This is a genomic window from Acidovorax sp. GW823-FHT01C06 (genome assembly GCF_058798375.1).
In genome coordinates, this window is record NZ_JBXAKN010000001.1 from 1,020,089 (window position 1) to 1,038,533 (window position 18,445).

At 63.5% G+C, this 18,445-nt stretch carries 15 protein-coding genes; 14 read left to right on the forward strand and 1 reads right to left on the reverse strand.

The genetic code is table 11. From position 1 onward, the window contains the following. Positions 1-198 precede the first annotated feature (198 nt). From aroB to AC1RCS_RS04665, 13 genes are all read left to right on the forward strand, one after another. Positions 199-1,302: a 3-dehydroquinate synthase gene (aroB, locus tag AC1RCS_RS04605; RefSeq protein ID WP_492244420.1), complete on the forward strand. Its 1,104-nt coding sequence runs from the start codon at positions 199-201 to the stop codon at positions 1,300-1,302. 30 nt (positions 1,303-1,332) lie between these two features. Continuing rightward, a complete protein-coding gene (locus AC1RCS_RS04610) occupies positions 1,333-2,529 on the forward strand; it encodes a deoxyguanosinetriphosphate triphosphohydrolase (protein WP_492244512.1) in 1,197 nt (398 codons plus the stop codon). Positions 2,530-2,669: 140 nt separating this feature from the next. Then, the gene (locus tag AC1RCS_RS04615) at positions 2,670-3,305 is read left to right on the forward strand and encodes a DUF1415 domain-containing protein (protein ID WP_492244421.1); all 636 of its coding nucleotides are present in this window, start codon (positions 2,670-2,672) and stop codon (positions 3,303-3,305) included. After that, the gene (locus tag AC1RCS_RS04620) at positions 3,302-4,258 is read left to right on the forward strand and encodes a class I SAM-dependent methyltransferase (protein WP_492244422.1); all 957 of its coding nucleotides are present in this window, start codon (positions 3,302-3,304) and stop codon (positions 4,256-4,258) included. Before AC1RCS_RS04615 ends, AC1RCS_RS04620 begins: the two co-directional genes overlap by 4 nt. An 87-nt stretch (positions 4,259-4,345) precedes the next feature. Then, positions 4,346-5,044 (forward strand): transposase, encoded by a 699-nt coding sequence (locus AC1RCS_RS04625; RefSeq protein ID WP_492244423.1) that lies wholly within the window; start codon positions 4,346-4,348, stop codon positions 5,042-5,044. Positions 5,045-5,224: 180 nt separating this feature from the next. Further along, positions 5,225-9,955 (forward strand): glutamate synthase-related protein, encoded by a 4,731-nt coding sequence (locus tag AC1RCS_RS04630; RefSeq protein ID WP_369641644.1) that lies wholly within the window; start codon positions 5,225-5,227, stop codon positions 9,953-9,955. Between the two features lie 48 nt (positions 9,956-10,003). Continuing rightward, on the forward strand, positions 10,004-11,497 hold the full coding sequence (locus tag AC1RCS_RS04635) for a glutamate synthase subunit beta (RefSeq protein ID WP_218293429.1): 1,494 nt from the start codon (positions 10,004-10,006) through the stop codon (positions 11,495-11,497). Positions 11,498-11,825: 328 nt separating this feature from the next. Further along, positions 11,826-12,644 carry an ABC transporter ATP-binding protein gene (locus AC1RCS_RS04640; RefSeq protein WP_492244424.1) on the forward strand — a complete coding sequence of 273 codons (819 nt, stop codon included), beginning with the start codon at positions 11,826-11,828 and terminating at the stop codon, positions 12,642-12,644. Further along, a complete protein-coding gene (mlaE, locus tag AC1RCS_RS04645; protein ID WP_492244425.1) occupies positions 12,641-13,423 on the forward strand; it encodes a lipid asymmetry maintenance ABC transporter permease subunit MlaE in 783 nt (260 codons plus the stop codon). The genes AC1RCS_RS04640 and mlaE overlap by 4 nt, the downstream gene beginning before the upstream one ends. A gap of 39 nt (positions 13,424-13,462) precedes the next feature. After that, positions 13,463-13,957 (forward strand): outer membrane lipid asymmetry maintenance protein MlaD, encoded by a 495-nt coding sequence (gene mlaD, locus AC1RCS_RS04650; RefSeq protein WP_218293432.1) that lies wholly within the window; start codon positions 13,463-13,465, stop codon positions 13,955-13,957. A gap of 5 nt (positions 13,958-13,962) precedes the next feature. Further along, complete coding sequence (locus AC1RCS_RS04655) at positions 13,963-14,733, forward strand: MlaA family lipoprotein (RefSeq protein ID WP_370627806.1); 771 nt, start codon at positions 13,963-13,965, stop codon at positions 14,731-14,733. 161 nt (positions 14,734-14,894) lie between these two features. After that, on the forward strand, positions 14,895-15,545 hold the full coding sequence (locus AC1RCS_RS04660; RefSeq protein WP_492244426.1) for an MlaC/ttg2D family ABC transporter substrate-binding protein: 651 nt from the start codon (positions 14,895-14,897) through the stop codon (positions 15,543-15,545). A 56-nt stretch (positions 15,546-15,601) separates the two neighbouring features. After that, entirely contained in the window at positions 15,602-15,874 is a 273-nt protein-coding gene (locus AC1RCS_RS04665) for an STAS domain-containing protein (RefSeq protein WP_218293435.1), read from the forward strand. A gap of 195 nt (positions 15,875-16,069) precedes the next feature. On the opposite strand, the gene AC1RCS_RS04670 is transcribed toward AC1RCS_RS04665, so the two are convergent. Continuing rightward, a complete protein-coding gene (locus AC1RCS_RS04670) occupies positions 16,070-17,077 on the reverse strand; it encodes an AAA family ATPase (protein WP_492244427.1) in 1,008 nt (335 codons plus the stop codon). A 155-nt stretch (positions 17,078-17,232) separates the two neighbouring features. Here AC1RCS_RS04670 and AC1RCS_RS04675 point away from each other — a divergent pair, with 155 nt between their 5' ends. Then, positions 17,233-18,369 carry a helix-turn-helix transcriptional regulator gene (locus tag AC1RCS_RS04675; RefSeq protein WP_492244428.1) on the forward strand — a complete coding sequence of 379 codons (1,137 nt, stop codon included), beginning with the start codon at positions 17,233-17,235 and terminating at the stop codon, positions 18,367-18,369. The last annotated feature ends 76 nt before the right edge of the window (positions 18,370-18,445 follow it).

The following is an 18,445-nucleotide window of genomic DNA, read 5'->3' on the forward strand; positions in this document are numbered from 1 at the left end:
AAGAAGTCTCTCCAAAAGAACCCCGGTAAGCCGGGGTTTTTTTATGTCGGTCTTGTTCTTTGTTTCCTAAAAGTGATTGCCTGATCGTGCGGGAGGCGCTTTACTTTTTTTAATCAGGCAGACTCTGATGCAGTAAAATGTTCATTGAACAAGAAGCACCACGCGGTTTTGGGCGCCATTTGCAGTAGTAAGCACACCATGTCATTGAGCACAGCAATCGTCAATATCCACCTAGGTGATCGTAGTTACGAGATAGTTATAGGGACACACTTGATCGGCAGGCGCTCCTTGTATGAGACGTTGCCGCCAGCCTCCTCCGCCCTGATAGTCTCCAACACAACAGTTGCCCCTTTGTATGTGGCTGAGTTGCGGTCAGCATTGAATAGGCGGTTTTCCCACATCCACGAAGTGCAGCTTCCTGATGGCGAAAAGTTCAAGAATTGGCAGACATTGCAGACCATCTTCGATGCACTGTTGTCCCACGGCTGTGACCGCAAGACGCTTGTCTTCGCGTTGGGGGGGGGCGTCGTCGGTGACATGACGGGTTTTGCTGCTGCCAGCTATATGCGAGGTGTGCCTTTTGTGCAGGTACCTACCACGCTACTGGCGCAAGTGGACTCATCGGTGGGGGGCAAAACGGCCATCAATCACCCTTTGGGCAAGAACATGATTGGGGCCTTCTATCAGCCGCAACTGGTGGTTTGCGATCTCGCGGTGCTCGATACGTTACCAGCACGGGAGTTCAACGCTGGTCTTGCCGAGGTCATTAAGTATGGGCCTATCTCGGATATGCGCTTTTTTGACTGGTTGGAAGAAAACATGGACGCACTGATGGCGCATGATCAGCATGCCCTCTCCTACGCTGTCCGCCGCAGTTGCGAAATCAAGGCCTGGGTTGTCGGCCAAGATGAAAAAGAAGCTGGGCTCCGCGCTATCCTCAATTTTGGCCATACGTTTGGCCATGCGATTGAAGCGGGCATGGGCTATGGTGTATGGCTGCATGGAGAAGGCGTCGCGGCCGGTATGGTGATGGCAGCACATCTGTCGCACAGGTTGGGCTTGGTGAATGAGTCCTTCATTCAACGCTTCACATCGCTTATGCAACGCGCGGAGCTACCGATCAAGGGCCCGATCCTGGATTCCCTCGATAATGCAGGTCGCTACATGGAGCTCATGCGTGTTGACAAGAAAGCCGAGGCAGGCGAAATCCGCTTTGTCGTGATTGATGGACCAGGCAAGGCAGCACTGCGTGCCGCTCCAGACAGCCTCGTGCGTGAGGTTATTGATGCGTGCTGTGCCTGAATTGTCACCGTATTGCTTGTATGTCAATGTATAGGCATTAGATCGGATTTGACGTTGAATGGCTTTCCGGTTGCTCCATACGCATGCCGTCCCGGGGCAAGCAAGGGGAGGCGGTACTCTGAAATCCCCGCGCCCACACGGACGGAGTACCAGCGGGACAAGGATCGCATTGTTCACTCCTCGGCATTTCGGCGGCTTGTCTACAAGACACAGGTCTTTCTCAACCACGAAGGAGATCTATTTCGCACGCGACTGACCCATTCCCTGGAGGTCGCCCAATTGGCGAGGTCTATCGCGCGGTCCTTGAGAATTGACGAAGACCTGGTTGAGGCCATATCGTTGGCCCACGACCTGGGACACACACCTTTTGGCCACGCAGGGCAGGATGCCCTGAATGACTGCATGGTCGGGCATGGAGGGTTTGAGCACAACCTGCAGAGCTTGCGGGTTGTGGACGCGCTTGAGGAACGCTACCCGCGGTACCATGGTTTGAATCTGATGTTTGAGACCCGCGAAGGTATTCTCAAGCACTGTTCCCGGGCGCACGCACGGCATCTGGAGGCTCTGGAGCCCAATGGCGTGGGCGCGCGCTTCCTATTGCGTCAGCAGCCCAGCCTTGAGGCGCAGTTGTGCAACCTGGCGGATGAAATCGCTTACAACGCGCATGACATCGATGATGGCGTGCGTTCGGGATTGATCACATTGGATCAATTGGCGGAAGTACCGCTTTTCGACCGATATCGGGCTGCTGCGCAGGCTGAGTATCCCCATCTTTCGCAGCGCCCGCAGCAACGGCGCCTACTGTACGACGCTATTCGGCGCATGCTCAGTACGCAGGTGTATGACGTGATCAGCGCTACCCAGGTTGCGTTGGCCGCAGCATCGCCTTCCAGCGTCGACGACGTGCGGCGATCTCCTGCGCTTGTTGTGTTCAGCGACGCCATGCGCGAGCAGTCGCAAGAGCTCAAGCGCTTCCTGTTCAAGAATCTATACCGCCATCCGCGTGTCATGGAAACGACTGGAAAGGCGCAGCAGATCGTCCGCGATCTGTTCGGCGCCTATATGGAGTCTCCAAAGGAAATGAAAGAGGACTATGCCGAGCAGGCGTTGGCAGACAACGGCCCCGTCCGCGCTCGTGCCGTGGCCGACTTCATTGCGGGGATGACCGACCGGTTCGCAGCACGCGAGCATGAACGGCTGACAGGGCTGCGGCTCCTGGATGGGTAAAGGCGCCGACGGGGCGCCCTTCGCTATGGAGGGCTGCCGGAATCATTGCCTACGGGCCTACTCGGGCCGCGGTCCCGGCTGTCACAGCAGTGCTCCCGGTAAAATCCCCGTGCATTCCATCGCGCGCACGCGCTTGCTCCATGACGCCTCTTCCCCCCAGTATTTTGGCGGGGTCTTCGGACCCCGCTGCCTTGTTCATCCATGACACAGTCAAATGGCTGGAGCGGGCGGTGATTGGGCTGAATCTGTGCCCTTTTGCGAAAGCGGTGCATGTAAAGGGACAGATTCACTATGCGGTCACTCTCGCGCAGGATGCGGTCGAAGTGTTGAGCACTCTGCGCAGCGAGCTTGCTGCATTGGCAGCAGCTCCGCCGGAGCAGCGGGACACCACCTTGCTGGTGTTGCCCAATTGCCTCCCGGATTTTCTGGATTTCAATGACTTCCTGGCCGAGGCCGACGCATTGTTGACCGCGATGGACTTGGAGGGTTACCTTCAGATTGCCAGCTTTCATCCGCAGTTCCAATTCGCAGGCACGGCCATGGACGACGTGACGAACTGCACCAATCGCGCGCCTTATCCGACCTTGCATCTGCTGCGCGAAGCAAGTATCGACCGTGCGGTAGAGGTTTTTCCGGAGGCCGAGACGATTTTTGAGCGCAACATGGAAGTCCTTGAAAGCATGGGCATGCAAGGCTGGATGGCTCTGGGCGTGGGACCCTCAGAGCCCCAAGGCAGTGGACGGCCTGCATCGGCGACCGGTGGGGGAGGTCTATGAAGGACAAGAAAAAGAATGCCGTGCCGTGCATTCCTTCCGAGGTCCGCGCCCACGACAAGACGGCAGTCTCCAAAGGGGTAGGGGCAGATATTCCGGAGCTCAGGCCAGGCCAATCCGTGGAATTGCTCAAGGAACTGCACATCCTCACGCGCGATGGGCGCCTCAATCAGGACTCGCGGCGCAAGCTCAAGCAGGTGTACCACCTGTTCAACTTGATCGAACCACTGCTCGCAGAGCTGTCCACCACCAGCCAGGGGCCCACGCTCGCAGACCATGGCGCGGGCAAGTCGTACCTGGGCTTCATCCTGTATGACCTGTATTTCAAGGCGCTCGGGCGTGGCCATATCTACGGCGTGGAGACGCGCGCCGAGCTCGTGGAAAAGTCGCGTGTGCTGGCGCACAAGCTGGGCTTTCAGCGCATGTCATTCCTGAATGTGTCCGTGGCGGAATCCACTGGCGCAGATGAATTGCCAGCCCACATCGACGTGGTCACCGCCCTGCATGCCTGTGACACGGCCACCGACGATGCCATCGCCTTCGGCCTGCAGAAAAACGCCCGGGCCATGGTGCTGGTGCCTTGCTGCCAGGCCGAAATGGCCGCCTGCCTGCGCCAGGGCAAGGCCCTGCAGCTGGCGCGCACGCCACTGGCCGAGCTGTGGCGCCATCCGCTGCACACCCGCGAGCTGGGAAGCCAGGTCACCAATGTGCTGCGCTGCCTGTACCTGGAGGCCAGTGGCTACCAGGTCACGGTGACGGAGTTGGTGGGCTGGGAGCACAGCATGAAGAACGAGCTCATCATTGCCCGGTACACAGGCCAGAAAAAGCGCAGCGCCTCGGATCGGCTGCGCGCCATTCTGGAAGAGTTCGGGCTCGACAGGACGCTGGGGGCGCGTTTTGGATTGAAGCCGCAGGCTGGCGATACGCCAGTGGCTGCGGATGCAGTGCCACACTAGCCTCGCACCGCACGCAGGGCTCCGCCTGGACGGGATAATCGGGGACGGATTTATGATCGCCCCCCATCCTTGCTCCCATCGACATCCATGGCCCGCCTGCCACGCCTGACCTTGCCCGGTCATCTGCACCACCTCATCCAGCGTGGAAACAACCGCCAAAGCATCTTCATCGACCACGAAGACTTCGAGACCATGCTATTGCTGCTGGCGGACAATGCTCAGAAATACGGGGTGGCTGTGCACGCCTATGTGCTGATGGACAACCACTTTCATCTGCTGGCAACTCCCACCACCGTCGATGGCTTGCCGCAGATGATGCAGGCGGTGGGGCGGCGCTATGTGCAGTATTTCAACTGTCGCCATGCCCGCACCGGTACGTTGTGGGAGGGGCGCTACCGCTCCACGGTGCTGCAGCCTGAGCGGTACCTGCTTCCGTGCATGGTCTACCTCGATCTGAACCCCGTGCGCACGGGGCAGGTGGTGCAGGCCTGCGACTACGTGTGGTCCAGCCACGCCCATTGGCTGGGCCTGCGCCACGACCGCCTGCTCACGCCCCATGCCCTGTACTGGGCGCTGGGCAACACGCCGTTTGCGCGCGAGGCGGCGTACGCCGCACTGGTTCAGGCGGGCATCGGATCGCAAGAGCAGGCCGCGCTGACGTCATCCGTGCTCAGCGGCTGGGCGCTGGGCGACCCCGGCTTTGTGCAAGAGTTGCAAAAACACACTCCGCGTCGGGTGACCCGGGGACAGGCGGGACGGCCGGCGCTTCACAAAAAATCTGAATGATTCGTGGCCATGCATAAGGCCGCATCGGGTCTATGGCTACCAAAATGATGTGTCCCCAATAAAAATGATGAGCTGATCTGTAGCCATTGATTAAGAATCTGACCCTAATTAATGTGCTTGCCAAAAGATGTTGCAATGCACTAATCTTCCACTCCCTGCGAAAAATATGAGGAGTGCGCCATGACCACGGCTGCCGAGATCCAGCATCTGCAACAACACGGTTTGTATTCATCGGGTAACGAACACGACGCCTGCGGGCTCGGCTTCGTGGCCCACATCAAGGGTGAAAAGCGCCACGACATCGTGACGCAGGCCCTGAAGATCCTGGAGAACATCGACCACCGCGGGGCGGTGGGTGCCGACAAGCTCATGGGTGACGGTGCCGGCATCCTGATCCAGATTCCCGACGCGCTGTACCGCGAGGAAATGGCGAAGCTGGGCGTCACGCTGCCCGCCGCCGGTGAATACGGCGTGGGCATGATCTTCCTGCCCAAGGAGCATGCCTCGCGCCTGGCTTGCGAGCAGGAGATGGAGCGTGCCATCAGGGCCGAAGGCCAGGTGCTGCTCGGCTGGCGCGATGTGCCGGTGAACCGCGACATGCCCATGTCGCCCACCGTGCGCAAGAAGGAGCCCATCCTGCGCCAGGTGTTCATCGGCCGTGGCAACGATGTGATCGTGCAGGACGCGCTGGAGCGCAAGCTGTACGTGATCCGCAAGACCGCCAGCGCCAACATCCAGGCGCTGAAGCTCAAGCACAGCAAAGAGTACTACGTGCCGAGCATGTCCAGCCGCACCGTGGTCTACAAGGGCCTGCTGCTGGCCGACCAGGTGGGCACCTACTACCTGGACCTGCAGGACGAGCGCTGCATCTCGGCCGTGGGCCTGGTGCACCAGCGTTTTTCCACCAACACATTCCCCGAGTGGCCCCTGGCCCACCCGTACCGCTACGTGGCGCACAACGGTGAAATCAACACCGTCAAGGGCAACTACAACTGGATGAAGGCGCGCGAAGGCGTGATGGCCTCGCCCGTGCTCGCGGCCGACCTGCAAAAGCTCTATCCCATCAGCTTCGCTGACCAGTCCGACACCGCCACGTTCGACAACTGCCTGGAGCTGCTGACCATGGCCGGCTATCCCATCAGCCAGGCCGTGATGATGATGATCCCAGAGCCCTGGGAGCAGCACACCACCATGGACGAGCGCCGCCGCGCCTTCTATGAATACCACGCCGCCATGCTCGAGCCCTGGGACGGCCCGGCGTCCATCGTGTTCACCGACGGCCGCCAGATCGGCGCCACGCTGGACCGCAACGGCCTGCGCCCCTCGCGCTACTGCATCACCGATGACGACCTGGTCATCATGGGCTCGGAATCCGGCGTGCTGCCCATCCCCGAGAACAAGATCGTGCGCAAGTGGCGCCTTCAGCCCGGCAAGATGTTCCTGATCGACCTGGAACAGGGTCGCATGATCGACGACGACGAACTGAAAGCCAACATCGTCAACACCAAGCCCTACAAGCAGTGGATCGAGAACCTGCGCATCAAGCTCGACAGCGTGGGCACCGACACCGCGTCCACCCCTGAGGCCGCACCCTTGCCGCTGCTCGACCGCCAGCAGGCCTTCGGCTATACGCAGGAAGACATCAAGTTCCTGATGGCCCCCATGGCCAGGAACGGCGAAGAAGGCATCGGCTCCATGGGCAACGACAGCCCGCTGGCCGTGCTCTCGGGCAAGAACAAGCCGCTGTACAACTACTTCAAGCAGCTGTTCGCGCAGGTGACGAACCCGCCGATCGACCCGATCCGCGAGGCCATCGTGATGTCGCTCAACAGCTTCATCGGCCCCAAGCCGAACCTGCTGGACATCAACCAGGTCAACCCACCGATGCGGCTCGAAGTGAGCCAGCCCGTGCTGGACTTCGCCGACATGGCCAAGCTGCGCAACATCGAGAAGTACACGCAGGGCAAGTTCAAGAGCGCCACCATCGACATCACCTACCCGCTGGACTGGGGCCGTGAGGGCGTGGAAGCCAAGCTCGCCTCGCTGTGCGCGCAGGCCGTGGACGCCATCAAGGGCGGCGCCAACATCCTGATCGTCAGCGACCGTGCCGTGAGCGCCACCCAGGTGGCCATCCCCGCGCTGCTGGCCCTGTCGGCCATCCACCAGCATCTGGTGGGCGCAGGCCTGCGCACCACGGCCGGCCTGGTGGTCGAGACCGGCACCGCGCGCGAAGTGCACCACTTCGCTGTGCTGGGCGGCTACGGCGCCGAGGCCGTGCACCCCTACCTGGCCATGGAAACCCTGGCCGACATGCACAAGGACCTCGCGGGCGACCTGTCGGCCGACAAGGCCATCTACAACTACGTCAAGGCCATCGGCAAGGGCCTGTCCAAGATCATGTCCAAGATGGGCGTGAGCACGTACATGAGCTACTGCGGTGCCCAGCTGTTCGAGGCCATCGGCCTGAACACGGAAACCGTGGGCAAGTACTTCACCGGCACCGCCAGCCGCGTGGAAGGCATCGGCGTCTTCGAGATCGCCGAGGAAGCCATCCGCATGCACAAGGCCGCCTTCGGTGACGACCCGGTGCTCGAGACCATGCTGGACGCCGGTGGCGAATATGCCTGGCGCGCCCGTGGCGAAGAGCACATGTGGAGCCCCGATGCGATCGCCAAGCTGCAGCACAGCACGCGCGCCAACAACTGGAACACGTACAAGGAATACGCACAGATCATCAACGACCAGAGCAAGCGCCACATGACGCTGCGCGGCCTGTTCGAGTTCAAGATCGACCCTGCCAAGGCCATCCCCGTGGACGAGGTCGAGCCCGCCAAGGAGATCGTCAAGCGCTTCGCCACGGGCGCCATGTCCCTGGGCTCCATCTCCACCGAGGCGCATGCCACGCTGGCCGTGGCCATGAACCGCATCGGCGGCAAGAGCAACACCGGCGAGGGCGGCGAGGACGCCGCGCGCTACCGCAACGAACTCAAGGGCATCCCGATCAAGCAGGGCGATACGCTCAAGAGCGTGATCGGCGCCGAGAACGTCGAAGTCGACCTGCCCCTGCAGGATGGCGACTCCCTGCGCAGCCGCATCAAGCAGGTGGCTTCGGGCCGCTTCGGGGTCACGGCCGAATACCTGTCGTCGGCCGACCAGATCCAGATCAAGATGGCCCAGGGCGCCAAGCCCGGCGAAGGCGGCCAGCTGCCTGGCGGCAAGGTCTCCAACTACATCGGCAAGCTGCGCCACAGCGTGCCCGGCGTGGGCCTGATCTCGCCCCCGCCGCACCATGACATCTACTCCATCGAAGATCTGGCCCAGCTCATCCACGACCTGAAGAACGTGGCGCCGCACGCCAGCATCAGCACCAAGCTGGTGTCCGAAGTCGGCGTGGGCACCATCGCCGCGGGTGTGACCAAGTGCAAGAGCGACCACCTCGTGATCGCCGGCCATGACGGCGGCACGGGCGCATCGCCCTGGTCGTCCATCAAGCATGCTGGCGGCCCCTGGGAGATCGGCCTGGCCGAAACCCAGCAGACCCTGGTGCTCAACCGCCTGCGCGGCCGCGTGCGCGTGCAGGCCGACGGCCAGATGAAGACCGGCCGCGACGTCGCCATCGGCGCGCTGCTCGGTGCCGACGAGTTCGGCTTCGCCACGGCACCCCTGGTGGTCGAGGGCTGCATCATGATGCGCAAGTGCCACCTGAACACCTGCCCGGTGGGTGTGGCCACGCAGGACCCCGCGCTGCGCGCCAAGTTCTCGGGCAAGCCCGAGCACGTGGTCAACTACTTCTTCTTCATCGCCGAGGAAGTGCGCCAGATCATGGCCCAGCTGGGCATCCGCAAGTTCGACGACCTGATCGGCCGCACCGATCTGCTCGACATGCGCCAGGGACTGGAACACTGGAAGGCACGTGGCCTGGACTTCAGCCGCTTGTTCGCCCAGCCCAACGTGCCCGCCGATGTGCCGCGCTTCCACGTGGATGTGCAGGACCACAACATCGAGCACACGCTGGACCGCAAGCTCATCGAGCGCAGCAAGCCCGCCATTGAAAAGGGCGAGCGCGTGCAGTTCATCGAGGTGGCGCGCAACGTGAACCGCTCCGTGGGCGCCATGCTCTCCGGTGCCGTGACGCGCGTGCACCCCGAGGGCCTGCCGGACGACACCATCCGCATCCAGCTCGAAGGCACGGGCGGGCAGTCGTTCGGCGCGTTCCTCACGCGCGGCATCACGCTGTACCTGATCGGCGACGCCAACGACTACACGGGCAAGGGCCTGTCGGGCGGCCGCGTGATCGTGCGCCCCAGTATCGACTTCCGCGGCGACGCGGTGCGCAACACCATCGTGGGGAACACCGTGATGTACGGTGCCACCACGGGTGAAGCCTTTTTCAGCGGCGTGGCGGGCGAGCGCTTCGCGGTGCGCCTGTCGGGTGCCACGGCGGTGGTCGAAGGCACGGGCGACCACGGTTGCGAGTACATGACCGGCGGCACGGTGGTGGTGCTGGGCAAGACGGGCCGCAACTTCGCCGCGGGCATGAGCGGCGGCGTGGCCTATGTCTATGACGAGGACGGCCAGTTCGACACGCGCTGCAACATGGCCATGGTCAGCCTGGAGCGCATCCTTCCGGCTGAAGAGCAGAAGGCCAGCGTGCCCCGCGCCATCTGGCACAACGGCCAGACCGACGAGGCGCAGCTCAAGAAGCTGCTGGAGGACCACAACCGCTGGACGGGCAGCAAGCGTGCGCGCGAGCTCCTGGACAACTGGGCGGCATCGCGCAGCAAGTTCGTCAAGGTCTTCCCGACCGAGTACAAGCGTGCGTTGGCTGAAATTTATGAACGAAAAGTGCTGGAGGAGTCCGCTACGCCAGCGGTAGCTGCTACCAAAAAAGAAGCGGTCCCCGCCAAGTAAGGCGATGCCGCAGAGACCAGCACAGCATTCATAGACAAGGACATCGTCATGGGAAAAACTACCGGCTTCATGGAATACGAGCGCATCGAAGAGGGCTACAAGCCCGTGCCCGAGCGCTTGAAGCACTACAAGGAATTCGTCATCGGCCTCGACGAGAGCCAGGCCAAGGTGCAGGGCGCGCGCTGCATGGACTGCGGCACGCCGTTCTGCAACAACGGCTGCCCGGTCAACAACATCATTCCGGACTTCAACGACCTGGTGTACCACCAGGACTGGAAGAGCGCGATCGAGGTGCTGCACAGCACCAACAACTTCCCCGAGTTCACCGGTCGCATCTGCCCGGCGCCTTGCGAGGCGGCCTGCGTGCTTAACGTGAACGACGACGCCGTGGGCATCAAGTCCATCGAGCACGCCATCATCGACCGGGCCTGGGACGAAGGCTGGGTGCAGGCGCGTCCTGCCAAGCACCAGACCGGCAAGAAGGTGGCCGTGGTGGGCTCGGGCCCAGCCGGCATGGCGGCCGCGCAGCAACTGGCGCGCGCTGGACACAGCGTCACGCTGTTCGAGAAGAATGACCGGGTGGGCGGCCTGCTGCGCTACGGCATCCCGGACTTCAAGATGGAGAAGTCGCACATCGACCGCCGCGTCAAGCAGCTCGAAGCCGAAGGCGTGGTCATTCGCACCAGCGTGTTCGTGGGCGCGCCCAAGGACGGCCTGGGCAAGGGCTCCAAGGTCACCAACTGGGCCAAGGAAACCGTCACGCCCGAGCAGCTCCACAAGGAGTTCGACGCCGTGCTGCTGACCGGCGGCGCCGAGCAGTCGCGCGACCTGCCCGTGCCCGGCCGTGATCTGGACGGCATCCACTTCGCCATGGAATTCCTGCCCCAGCAGAACAAGGTCAACGCGGGCGACAAGCTCAAGGGACAGCTGCGCGCGGACGGCAAGCACGTCATCGTGATCGGCGGCGGCGACACCGGCAGCGACTGCGTGGGCACGAGCAACCGCCACGGTGCGGCGAGCGTCACGCAGTTCGAGCTGATGCCCCAGCCCCCCGAAGAAGAAAACCGCCCCATGACCTGGCCCTACTGGCCGATCAAGCTGCGCACCAGCTCCAGCCATGAAGAGGGCTGCGAGCGCGAGTTCGCGATCTCCACCAAGGAGTTCATCGGCGACGGGAAAGACGGAAAGTCCGGCAAGGTCACCGGCCTCAAGACCGTGCGCGTCGAGTGGAAGGACGGCAAGATGGTCGAGGTGGCCGGCTCCGAGCAGATCCTCAAGGCGGACCTCGTGCTGCTGGCCATGGGCTTCGTGAGCCCCGTGGCTGCCGTGCTGGAGGCGTTTGGCGTGGACAAAGATGCCCGCGGCAACGCCCGCGCCACCACGGACTTCGATGGCGGCTACGCGACCAACGCGCCCAAGGTGTTTGCCGCCGGCGACATCCGCCGGGGCCAGTCGCTGGTGGTGTGGGCCATTCGTGAAGGCCGCCAGGCCGCCCGTGCCGTGGATGAGTTCCTGATGGGATATTCCGACCTGCCGCGCTGAGGCAGTGTCGCACTGCAACAACGGCGCCCTGGGGCGCCGTTTTTTTCGCCCGAGGGAGCGGCAGCGCCACCGGCGCGGCCAGGACGCCCGTCGGTCAGGGCCTTGGAGCAGAGCGCAGCGGATGGCGGCCTTTATTGGCACAATCGGTGCCTGTCAATCCGGGGTTGCCGCACGCGGGATAGCTCCCGTGGCCCCGCCGGCGGCGGCGTTGAAACGCAAACATACATGAATGTATGTTTCTTCAGCTACCATCGCCGCTGTGTGAGCGCAGCATGTTCCCATGCGTCGCGGCCGCCCGTTCTCCGGATTTCCGAACCCCTTCCATTGCATGTCTGAGTCTTCCTGTCTTGCCGAATTGCGCAATGTCACGTTCTCCTACGGTGACCGCGTCATCCTGCGCGACGTGACATTGGCGGTGCCCAGGGGCAAGGTGACGGCGCTGATGGGTGCCTCCGGAGGGGGCAAGACCACGGTGCTGCGCCTGATCGGCGGCCAGCAGCGCGCGCAGGCTGGCCAGGTGCTCCTGAATGGCGACGACGTGGGGTGCATGGACACCCACCAGCTCTATGCAGCGCGCCGCCGCATGGGCATGCTGTTCCAGTTCGGGGCGCTGTTCACGGATCTGAGCGTGTTCGAGAACGTGGCGTTCCCGCTGCGCGAGCACACCGACCTGTCCGAGGCGCTGATCCGGGACGTGGTGCTGATGAAGCTCCATGCCGTGGGCCTGCGCGGCGCGCGCGACCTGATGCCCAGCCAGATTTCCGGGGGCATGGCGCGGCGCGTGGCGCTGGCGCGTGCCATTGCGCTAGACCCCGAACTGGTGATGTATGACGAGCCGTTTGCGGGGCTGGACCCCATTTCCCTGGGGACGGCGGCGCAGCTGATCCGTCAGCTCAACGATGCCCTGGGCCTCACGAGCATCGTGGTCTCGCACGACCTGGAAGAGACCTTCCGGCTTGCGGACCATGTGATCATTCTGGGCGCGGGCGTGGTGGCCGCGCAGGGCACGCCCGACGAGGTGCGGGCGAGCGCCGACCCGCTGGTCCACCAGTTCGTGAACGCTCTGCCGACCGGGCCCGTGCCGTTTCACTACGCGGGCCCGACCGTGGAGCAGGACTTCGGTCCGTTCGGGGGGCGGGTGCTATGAGCTGGTACAAGCCGTCCGACGTGGGTTTCGCCGTGCGCCAGAAACTGTCCGATATCGGCATGGCCGCCCGTCTGTTCGCGCGGCTGCTGCAGCTGGCGGGCGCGGCCTTCATGCGGCCATCGCTGGTGCGCGACCAGATCCATTTTCTGGGCAACTACTCGCTGGCCATCATCGCGGTGTCGGGCCTGTTCGTGGGTTTTGTCCTGGGCCTGCAGGGCTACTACACGCTGCAGCGGTACGGGGCTTCCGAAGCCCTGGGGATGCTGGTGGCGCTGTCGCTGGTGCGTGAGCTCGGGCCCGTGGTGACGGCCCTGCTGTTCGCCGGCCGCGCGGGCACCTCGCTCACGGCCGAGATCGGCCTCATGCGCGCGGGCGAGCAGCTTTCCGCCATGGAGATGATGGCCGTGGACCCGGTGCGCCGCATCCTCGCGCCGCGGTTCTGGGCCGGTGTGATCACCATGCCCCTGCTGGCGGCGGTGTTCAGCGCCGTGGGGGTGGCCGGCGGGTGGATCGTGGGCGTGCTCATGATCGGTGTCGACCACGGGGCGTTCTGGAGCCAGATGCAGGGCGGCGTGGACGTCTGGCGCGATCTGGGCAACGGCGTGATCAAGAGCGTGGTTTTCGGCTTCACCGTCACGTTCGTGGCGCTGCTGCAGGGGTATGCCGCCAAGCCCACGCCCGAAGGCGTGGCGCGCGCCACGACCCGCACGGTGGTCATGGCGTCCCTGGCCGTGCTGGCGCTGGACTTCGTGCTCACGGCCCTGATGTTCAGTATCTGAGGCGGGCCCGAAAAGCCGCCGGAGTGGAGAAATCAAACAATGCAACCATCCAAAAACGATCTCTGGGTAGGGCTGTTCGTCATGCTCGGCACGGTGGCGCTGGTCTTCCTGGCGCTGCAGTCGGCCAACCTGCTGAGCCTGAACTTCCAGCCCGGCTACCGCATCACCGCGCGCTTTGACAACATTGGCGGCCTCAAGCCCCAGGCCGCGGTGCGCGGTGCCGGCGTGGTGGTGGGCCGTGTGGAGTCCATCACGTTCGACGACAAGACCTACCAGGCGCGGGTGACGCTGGCGATGGAAAACCGCTACGCTTTCCCCAAGGACAGCTCCCTCAAGATCCTCACCAGCGGCCTGCTGGGTGAACAGTACATCGGCATCGAGGCCGGTGCCGACGAGAAGAACCTGGTGGCGGGCGACATGGTCACCGCCACGCAGTCGGCCGTGGTCCTCGAGAACCTGATCGGACAATTCCTCTACAACAAGGCCGAAGACGGCAGCAACAGCAAGCCCGCAGGGGCAGGTGACAAGAAATGACGACGATGACCAAGCTTTCCCAACCCGCCGCCCGCGCCGCCGCGTGGCTGGCCTTTCTGCTGGGAGCGGCACTGCTCACGGGCTGCGCCACGGTGGCCAACCCGGACCCGCGCGACCCGCTGGAGTCCTACAACCGCAGCATGACCAACTTCAACGAGCAGGTCGATGCGATGGTGCTCAAGCCGGTGGCGATTGCCTACAAGGAAGCCACGCCCGCACCGGTGCGCACGGGCGTCAGCAACTTCTTCGCCAACGTGGGAGATGTGTGGTCGTTCGTGAACAACGTGCTGCAATTGCGAGCGGAAGCCGCCGCGTCCACCTTCATGCGCGTCAACGTGAACACCTTCATGGGCCTGGGCGGCGTGCTCGATATCGCCAGCGAACTGGGCATCGACCGCTACAAGCAGGATTTCGGCCTCACGCTGGGGTACTGGGGTATGGGCACGGGCCCATACCTGGTGTTGCCGATCCTGGGCCCCTCCACCGTGCGCGACACGCTGGCCCTGCCCGTCGACTGGAAGGGCAATGCGGTGAGCTATGTGGACCCAGTATCGGCCCGCAATGCGCTGTATGCACTGCGTGCCGTGGATGTGCGCGCCAACCTGCTGCGCGCGGGGTCCGTGCTCGACAGCGCCGCCCTGGACAAGTACAGCTTCACCCGCGACGTGTTCCTGCAGGTGCGCAGCCAGCAGCAGGCGGGCACGGCGCAAAATGGCGACGACAAGGACGAGCGCAACGCCAATGATGGCGTGCTGCCCGAAGAGCCTCCGCGCTGAGGCGGTGGCGCAATCCGTGGCGGGCCATGTCCGGGGCAGGCGTGTTGCACTTGCTTGCAATACGCAACCCGCGCGACGCACGGGGCCTGCGCTTGCCGCCCACAATGAATGAACGCCGGGTGCCACCGGCGCCCGCAGCTCCCGAGAAAGTAGAAGACATCATGACGATGAACCGACGTACCCTGGGCCACATGGCCCTGTGCCTGACGGCCGTGGCCGCGCTGGGCTCCGCGCCCCTGGCCGCCCTGGCCGCGGATGAAGCTCCCGATGCGCTGATCAAGCGCCTGTCGGCCGATGTGCTCAGCACCGTGAAGGCGGACAAGGCCATCCAGAGCGGCGACCTGGCAAAGATCATCGCGCTGGTGGACAAGACCGTGATGCCCAACGTGAACTTCCGCCGCATGACCGCCGCGGCGGTGGGCCCCGGCTGGCGCCAGGCCACCCCCGAGCAGCAAAAGCGCCTGCAGGACGAGTTCAAGGTCCTGCTGGTGCGCACCTACGCGGGGGCGCTGGCGCAGGTGAACGACCAGACCATCCAGGTCAAGCCCCTGCGGGCCGCCCCGGAGGACAAGGACGTGCTGGTGCGCACCGAAATCGTCGGCCGTGGCGATCCGATCCAGCTGGACTACCGGCTGGAAAAAACCCCCGGCGACGGTGCGGGCTGGAAAATCTACAACCTGAACGTGCTGGGCGTGTGGCTGGTGGAAACCTACCGCGGCCAGTTCGCGCAGGAGATCAACGCCAAGGGCATCGACGGCCTGATCGAGACCCTGGTGGCCCGCAACAAGAGCAATGCCGGCGCCAAGGGCTGAAATGGCACACCGGTTTCATGCGCCGCGGCCGGCGCGCGGCACCATGGGGCACTGACATGCTGGTATTGCCCGCCGAACTGACCCACCGCCAGGCCACGGTGTGCCTGCACATGCTGCTGCAGGGCCTGAAGGCGCACCGCGAGCCCTGCGTCATGGTGGATGCCCATGCGCTGGCGGTGTTTGACACATCGGCGCTGGCGGTGCTGCTCGAATGCCGGCGCGAAGCGATCGACGATGGCAAGACCTTTGCCGTCCAAGGCCTGCCCGCCGCCCTGCGCAGCCTGGCGGGGCTGTATGGCGTGGGCACGCTGCTCGCGCCCGCGTCCTGAACTTCTGCGCAGGGTTGGGACATTTGCGAAGGGGTGACCACCAAGTCGCCCCAATGCCGGCTGGCGGGTTACCCCATTCTCCTGGCTCGGAAGATTGGCGGGATTTTCAAAACACCAGCGGTTTACAGCCACGCTGCCGGCTACCGGCAAGAGCAGGGCTTCCGCGGTATAGGGATCCCACCAACGGACAGATTTCTACTGCATGAAACCCATGCGCCCCTTGGCGCAGGCGGCGCGCGGCAGGTCCGACACCTCCACGGTGCTGCGCTGTGCGAGCCGCGCGTTGCCGAAGCCGGTCATGAGCGCGCGGCGCATCTCGCGCGGCGGCATCTGGGCCAGCTGGTCCAGCACGTCCGGCGTGGGGTCGGGGTCGAGGCGCCGACCCCAGTCGTGCCCCGCGCGGATGCCGTGGTAGAGGTTCAGGGCGATGGCGCGGGCCTGTTCCTGGTTGGGCGGCTGCACCTGGTACACATTCATGCGGTTGAGGATGGGGTCGGGAATGCCCCGTTCATCATTGGCCGTGGTGATCCAGATGACCTGGCTCGCGTCGATGGGGATCTCGGCGAACTCGTCGGTGAAGCTCTGCGCCGTGTCGTGCTCCAGCAGGCTGTACAGCGCGCCCATGGGATCGTACTGCGCATCGGTGCTGGCCTTGTCGATTTCGTCGACGACGATGACGGGATTGGCGTATTCGCCCTCCACCAGGGCCTCGAACACCTTGCCCGGGCGCGCTCCCTTCCATTGCGCCGACGAGCCCGACAGCAGCCAGCCCGCGGTCATGGAGCTCATGGGCAGCAGGTTCATGCCGGTGCCCAGCAACTCGGCCAGATGGCGCGCGAAGTGGGTCTTGCCGATGTCGGGCGGGCCCAGCAGCAGCATGGGCGTGACCTCCAGGCCGTCGCTGCTGTCCTGCGCCAATGCCACGTGGCGCTTCACGTCGTCCAGCACCTCGGTGAAGTTGGGCAACTGCCCGTACAGGCTGGCCATGTCGGGGATGCCCGAGGGCTTGACCTGAAAGCGCTCCGGGCCACGCTCCAGCATGCGTTCGTACACGGTGCGCAGGGTTTCGTATTCGCGCTGGTTGCCGGACTCCTGCAGCCGTGCGAGCTTGCGCTCGACATCGCCGGGGTGGAACACGTTGCGCATCTGGGCCACCGGCAGGCGCAGGGCCGGGGGCTGGGGAACAAGGCTATGGCTGGTCATTGCATGCTCCTGTGATGGTTACGTCACGCAACCATTCAAGCACACAACATGCCCGCTTCTCAATGAATTCCTTCTACGCGCTTTTACTAATGTGTCTATATGTTGCATAGTAGGACTATCTGGCGAGAGGGTTGCCGACACCGAGGTTGTTGCGCATGGCACGTACAGAGAAGATCAAAAAACTTGCGGGGCAGTTTTACGAAGGAATCGCCTGCGCTGAAACTTGGGTTGAAGCGCTGGATGGCTTGCGGGTAGCGGCAGACGGGGGCGTTTTCCATCACGTAGCTTGGGATCGGCGTGCACACTGCGTTGTGCGCGGGGTGGCTAACGATGTGCAGCCTGCTGAGAAGGTGCGCGAGTACGAAACGCATCATGCTGCCAACGACCCCCGCATCCCCATCGTCATGACGATGCCGGTCGGTGGAATCCTGCTGGATCATGAGCACTTTTCCCCCCGAGATATGTCGCGCAATGCCATCTACGCCGATTGGCTGGCTCCGCTGGGCTATCGCCATACCCTCGGTGTGCCCGTCTTCGATGATGGGGCGGTTCGGGAGTGGATTTGCGTCATACGCGAAGTAGGCCAACGTCATTTTGAAGACGAAACCCGCGATCTTTTGCGAGCCTTGATGCCCGATCTGCTGCGTGCATCACGTCTGCGGGTGCATGTCGGACGCATCGCTGCGCAGGCTGAATTGGGCCTCGCTGCATTGGATGCCCTGCCCCAAGCGCTGGTGCTGGTGGATGCCCAATGTGCCGTGCAATATTTGAACCCCGTGGCACGCAAGGAACTGGCGCGCAACGGCAGTTTGCAGTATCGCCATGGCCGTTTGCACGCAGATGCACCCCACGTCCAACTGAGCTTGATGAACTGTGTGGCAGCTGCATGCCAAGCCAACGGTGCAGCGCAGGGCGGCACCCTGCACTTAGGAGGTGCACGCGGCGTCAGCGCAGGTGCCCAGGCAGTTTCGCGGGTTGTGCATGTGTTGCCACTGCAGTCCACGCATCCACTGGCGCAATGGCATTGCGCGCAACCCTATGCATTGCTGATCTGGGTGTCGGCTGATTCAACGCTTCAGGTGTCTCATATTGGGGCAGCACTGGGGTTGACCGAGGCAGAGGCGCGCTTGGCGCTGCTTCTTTCGCAAGGGCGCACAGTCAAGGACTTTGCCCAGTTGCAGGGCTGCAGTTGGCACACAGCCCGCACCCATGCCAAAAATCTCCTGCGCAAAACAGGGATGCACCGACAGGCCGAAATCGCTGTGTTTGTCCGGTCGCTCATACGGGGATAGCGTAGAACTATGGGCCTCCCCTTAGTCACCGACGCGATCACAACGTCCTTGTATGAGGGCATACTGGAGCCAACCC

Excerpts from the sequence above, each read along its gene's own strand:
- aroB (WP_492244420.1), top strand. The coding sequence starts at position 199 with ATGTCATTGAGCACAGCAATCGTCAATATCCACCTAGGTGATCGTAGT.
- AC1RCS_RS04615 (WP_492244421.1), top strand. The coding sequence starts at position 2,670 with ATGACGCCTCTTCCCCCCAGTATTTTGGCGGGGTCTTCGGACCCCGCT.
- AC1RCS_RS04620 (WP_492244422.1), top strand. The coding sequence starts at position 3,302 with ATGAAGGACAAGAAAAAGAATGCCGTGCCGTGCATTCCTTCCGAGGTC.
- AC1RCS_RS04625 (WP_492244423.1), top strand. The coding sequence starts at position 4,346 with ATGGCCCGCCTGCCACGCCTGACCTTGCCCGGTCATCTGCACCACCTC.
- AC1RCS_RS04630 (WP_369641644.1), top strand. The coding sequence starts at position 5,225 with ATGACCACGGCTGCCGAGATCCAGCATCTGCAACAACACGGTTTGTAT.
- AC1RCS_RS04635 (WP_218293429.1), top strand. The coding sequence starts at position 10,004 with ATGGGAAAAACTACCGGCTTCATGGAATACGAGCGCATCGAAGAGGGC.
- AC1RCS_RS04640 (WP_492244424.1), top strand. The coding sequence starts at position 11,826 with ATGTCTGAGTCTTCCTGTCTTGCCGAATTGCGCAATGTCACGTTCTCC.
- mlaE (WP_492244425.1), top strand. The coding sequence starts at position 12,641 with ATGAGCTGGTACAAGCCGTCCGACGTGGGTTTCGCCGTGCGCCAGAAA.
- mlaD (WP_218293432.1), top strand. The coding sequence starts at position 13,463 with ATGCAACCATCCAAAAACGATCTCTGGGTAGGGCTGTTCGTCATGCTC.
- AC1RCS_RS04655 (WP_370627806.1), top strand. The coding sequence starts at position 13,963 with ATGACCAAGCTTTCCCAACCCGCCGCCCGCGCCGCCGCGTGGCTGGCC.
- AC1RCS_RS04660 (WP_492244426.1), top strand. The coding sequence starts at position 14,895 with ATGACGATGAACCGACGTACCCTGGGCCACATGGCCCTGTGCCTGACG.
- AC1RCS_RS04665 (WP_218293435.1), top strand. The coding sequence starts at position 15,602 with ATGCTGGTATTGCCCGCCGAACTGACCCACCGCCAGGCCACGGTGTGC.
- AC1RCS_RS04670 (WP_492244427.1), bottom strand. The coding sequence starts at position 17,077 with ATGACCAGCCATAGCCTTGTTCCCCAGCCCCCGGCCCTGCGCCTGCCG.
- AC1RCS_RS04675 (WP_492244428.1), top strand. The coding sequence starts at position 17,233 with ATGGCACGTACAGAGAAGATCAAAAAACTTGCGGGGCAGTTTTACGAA.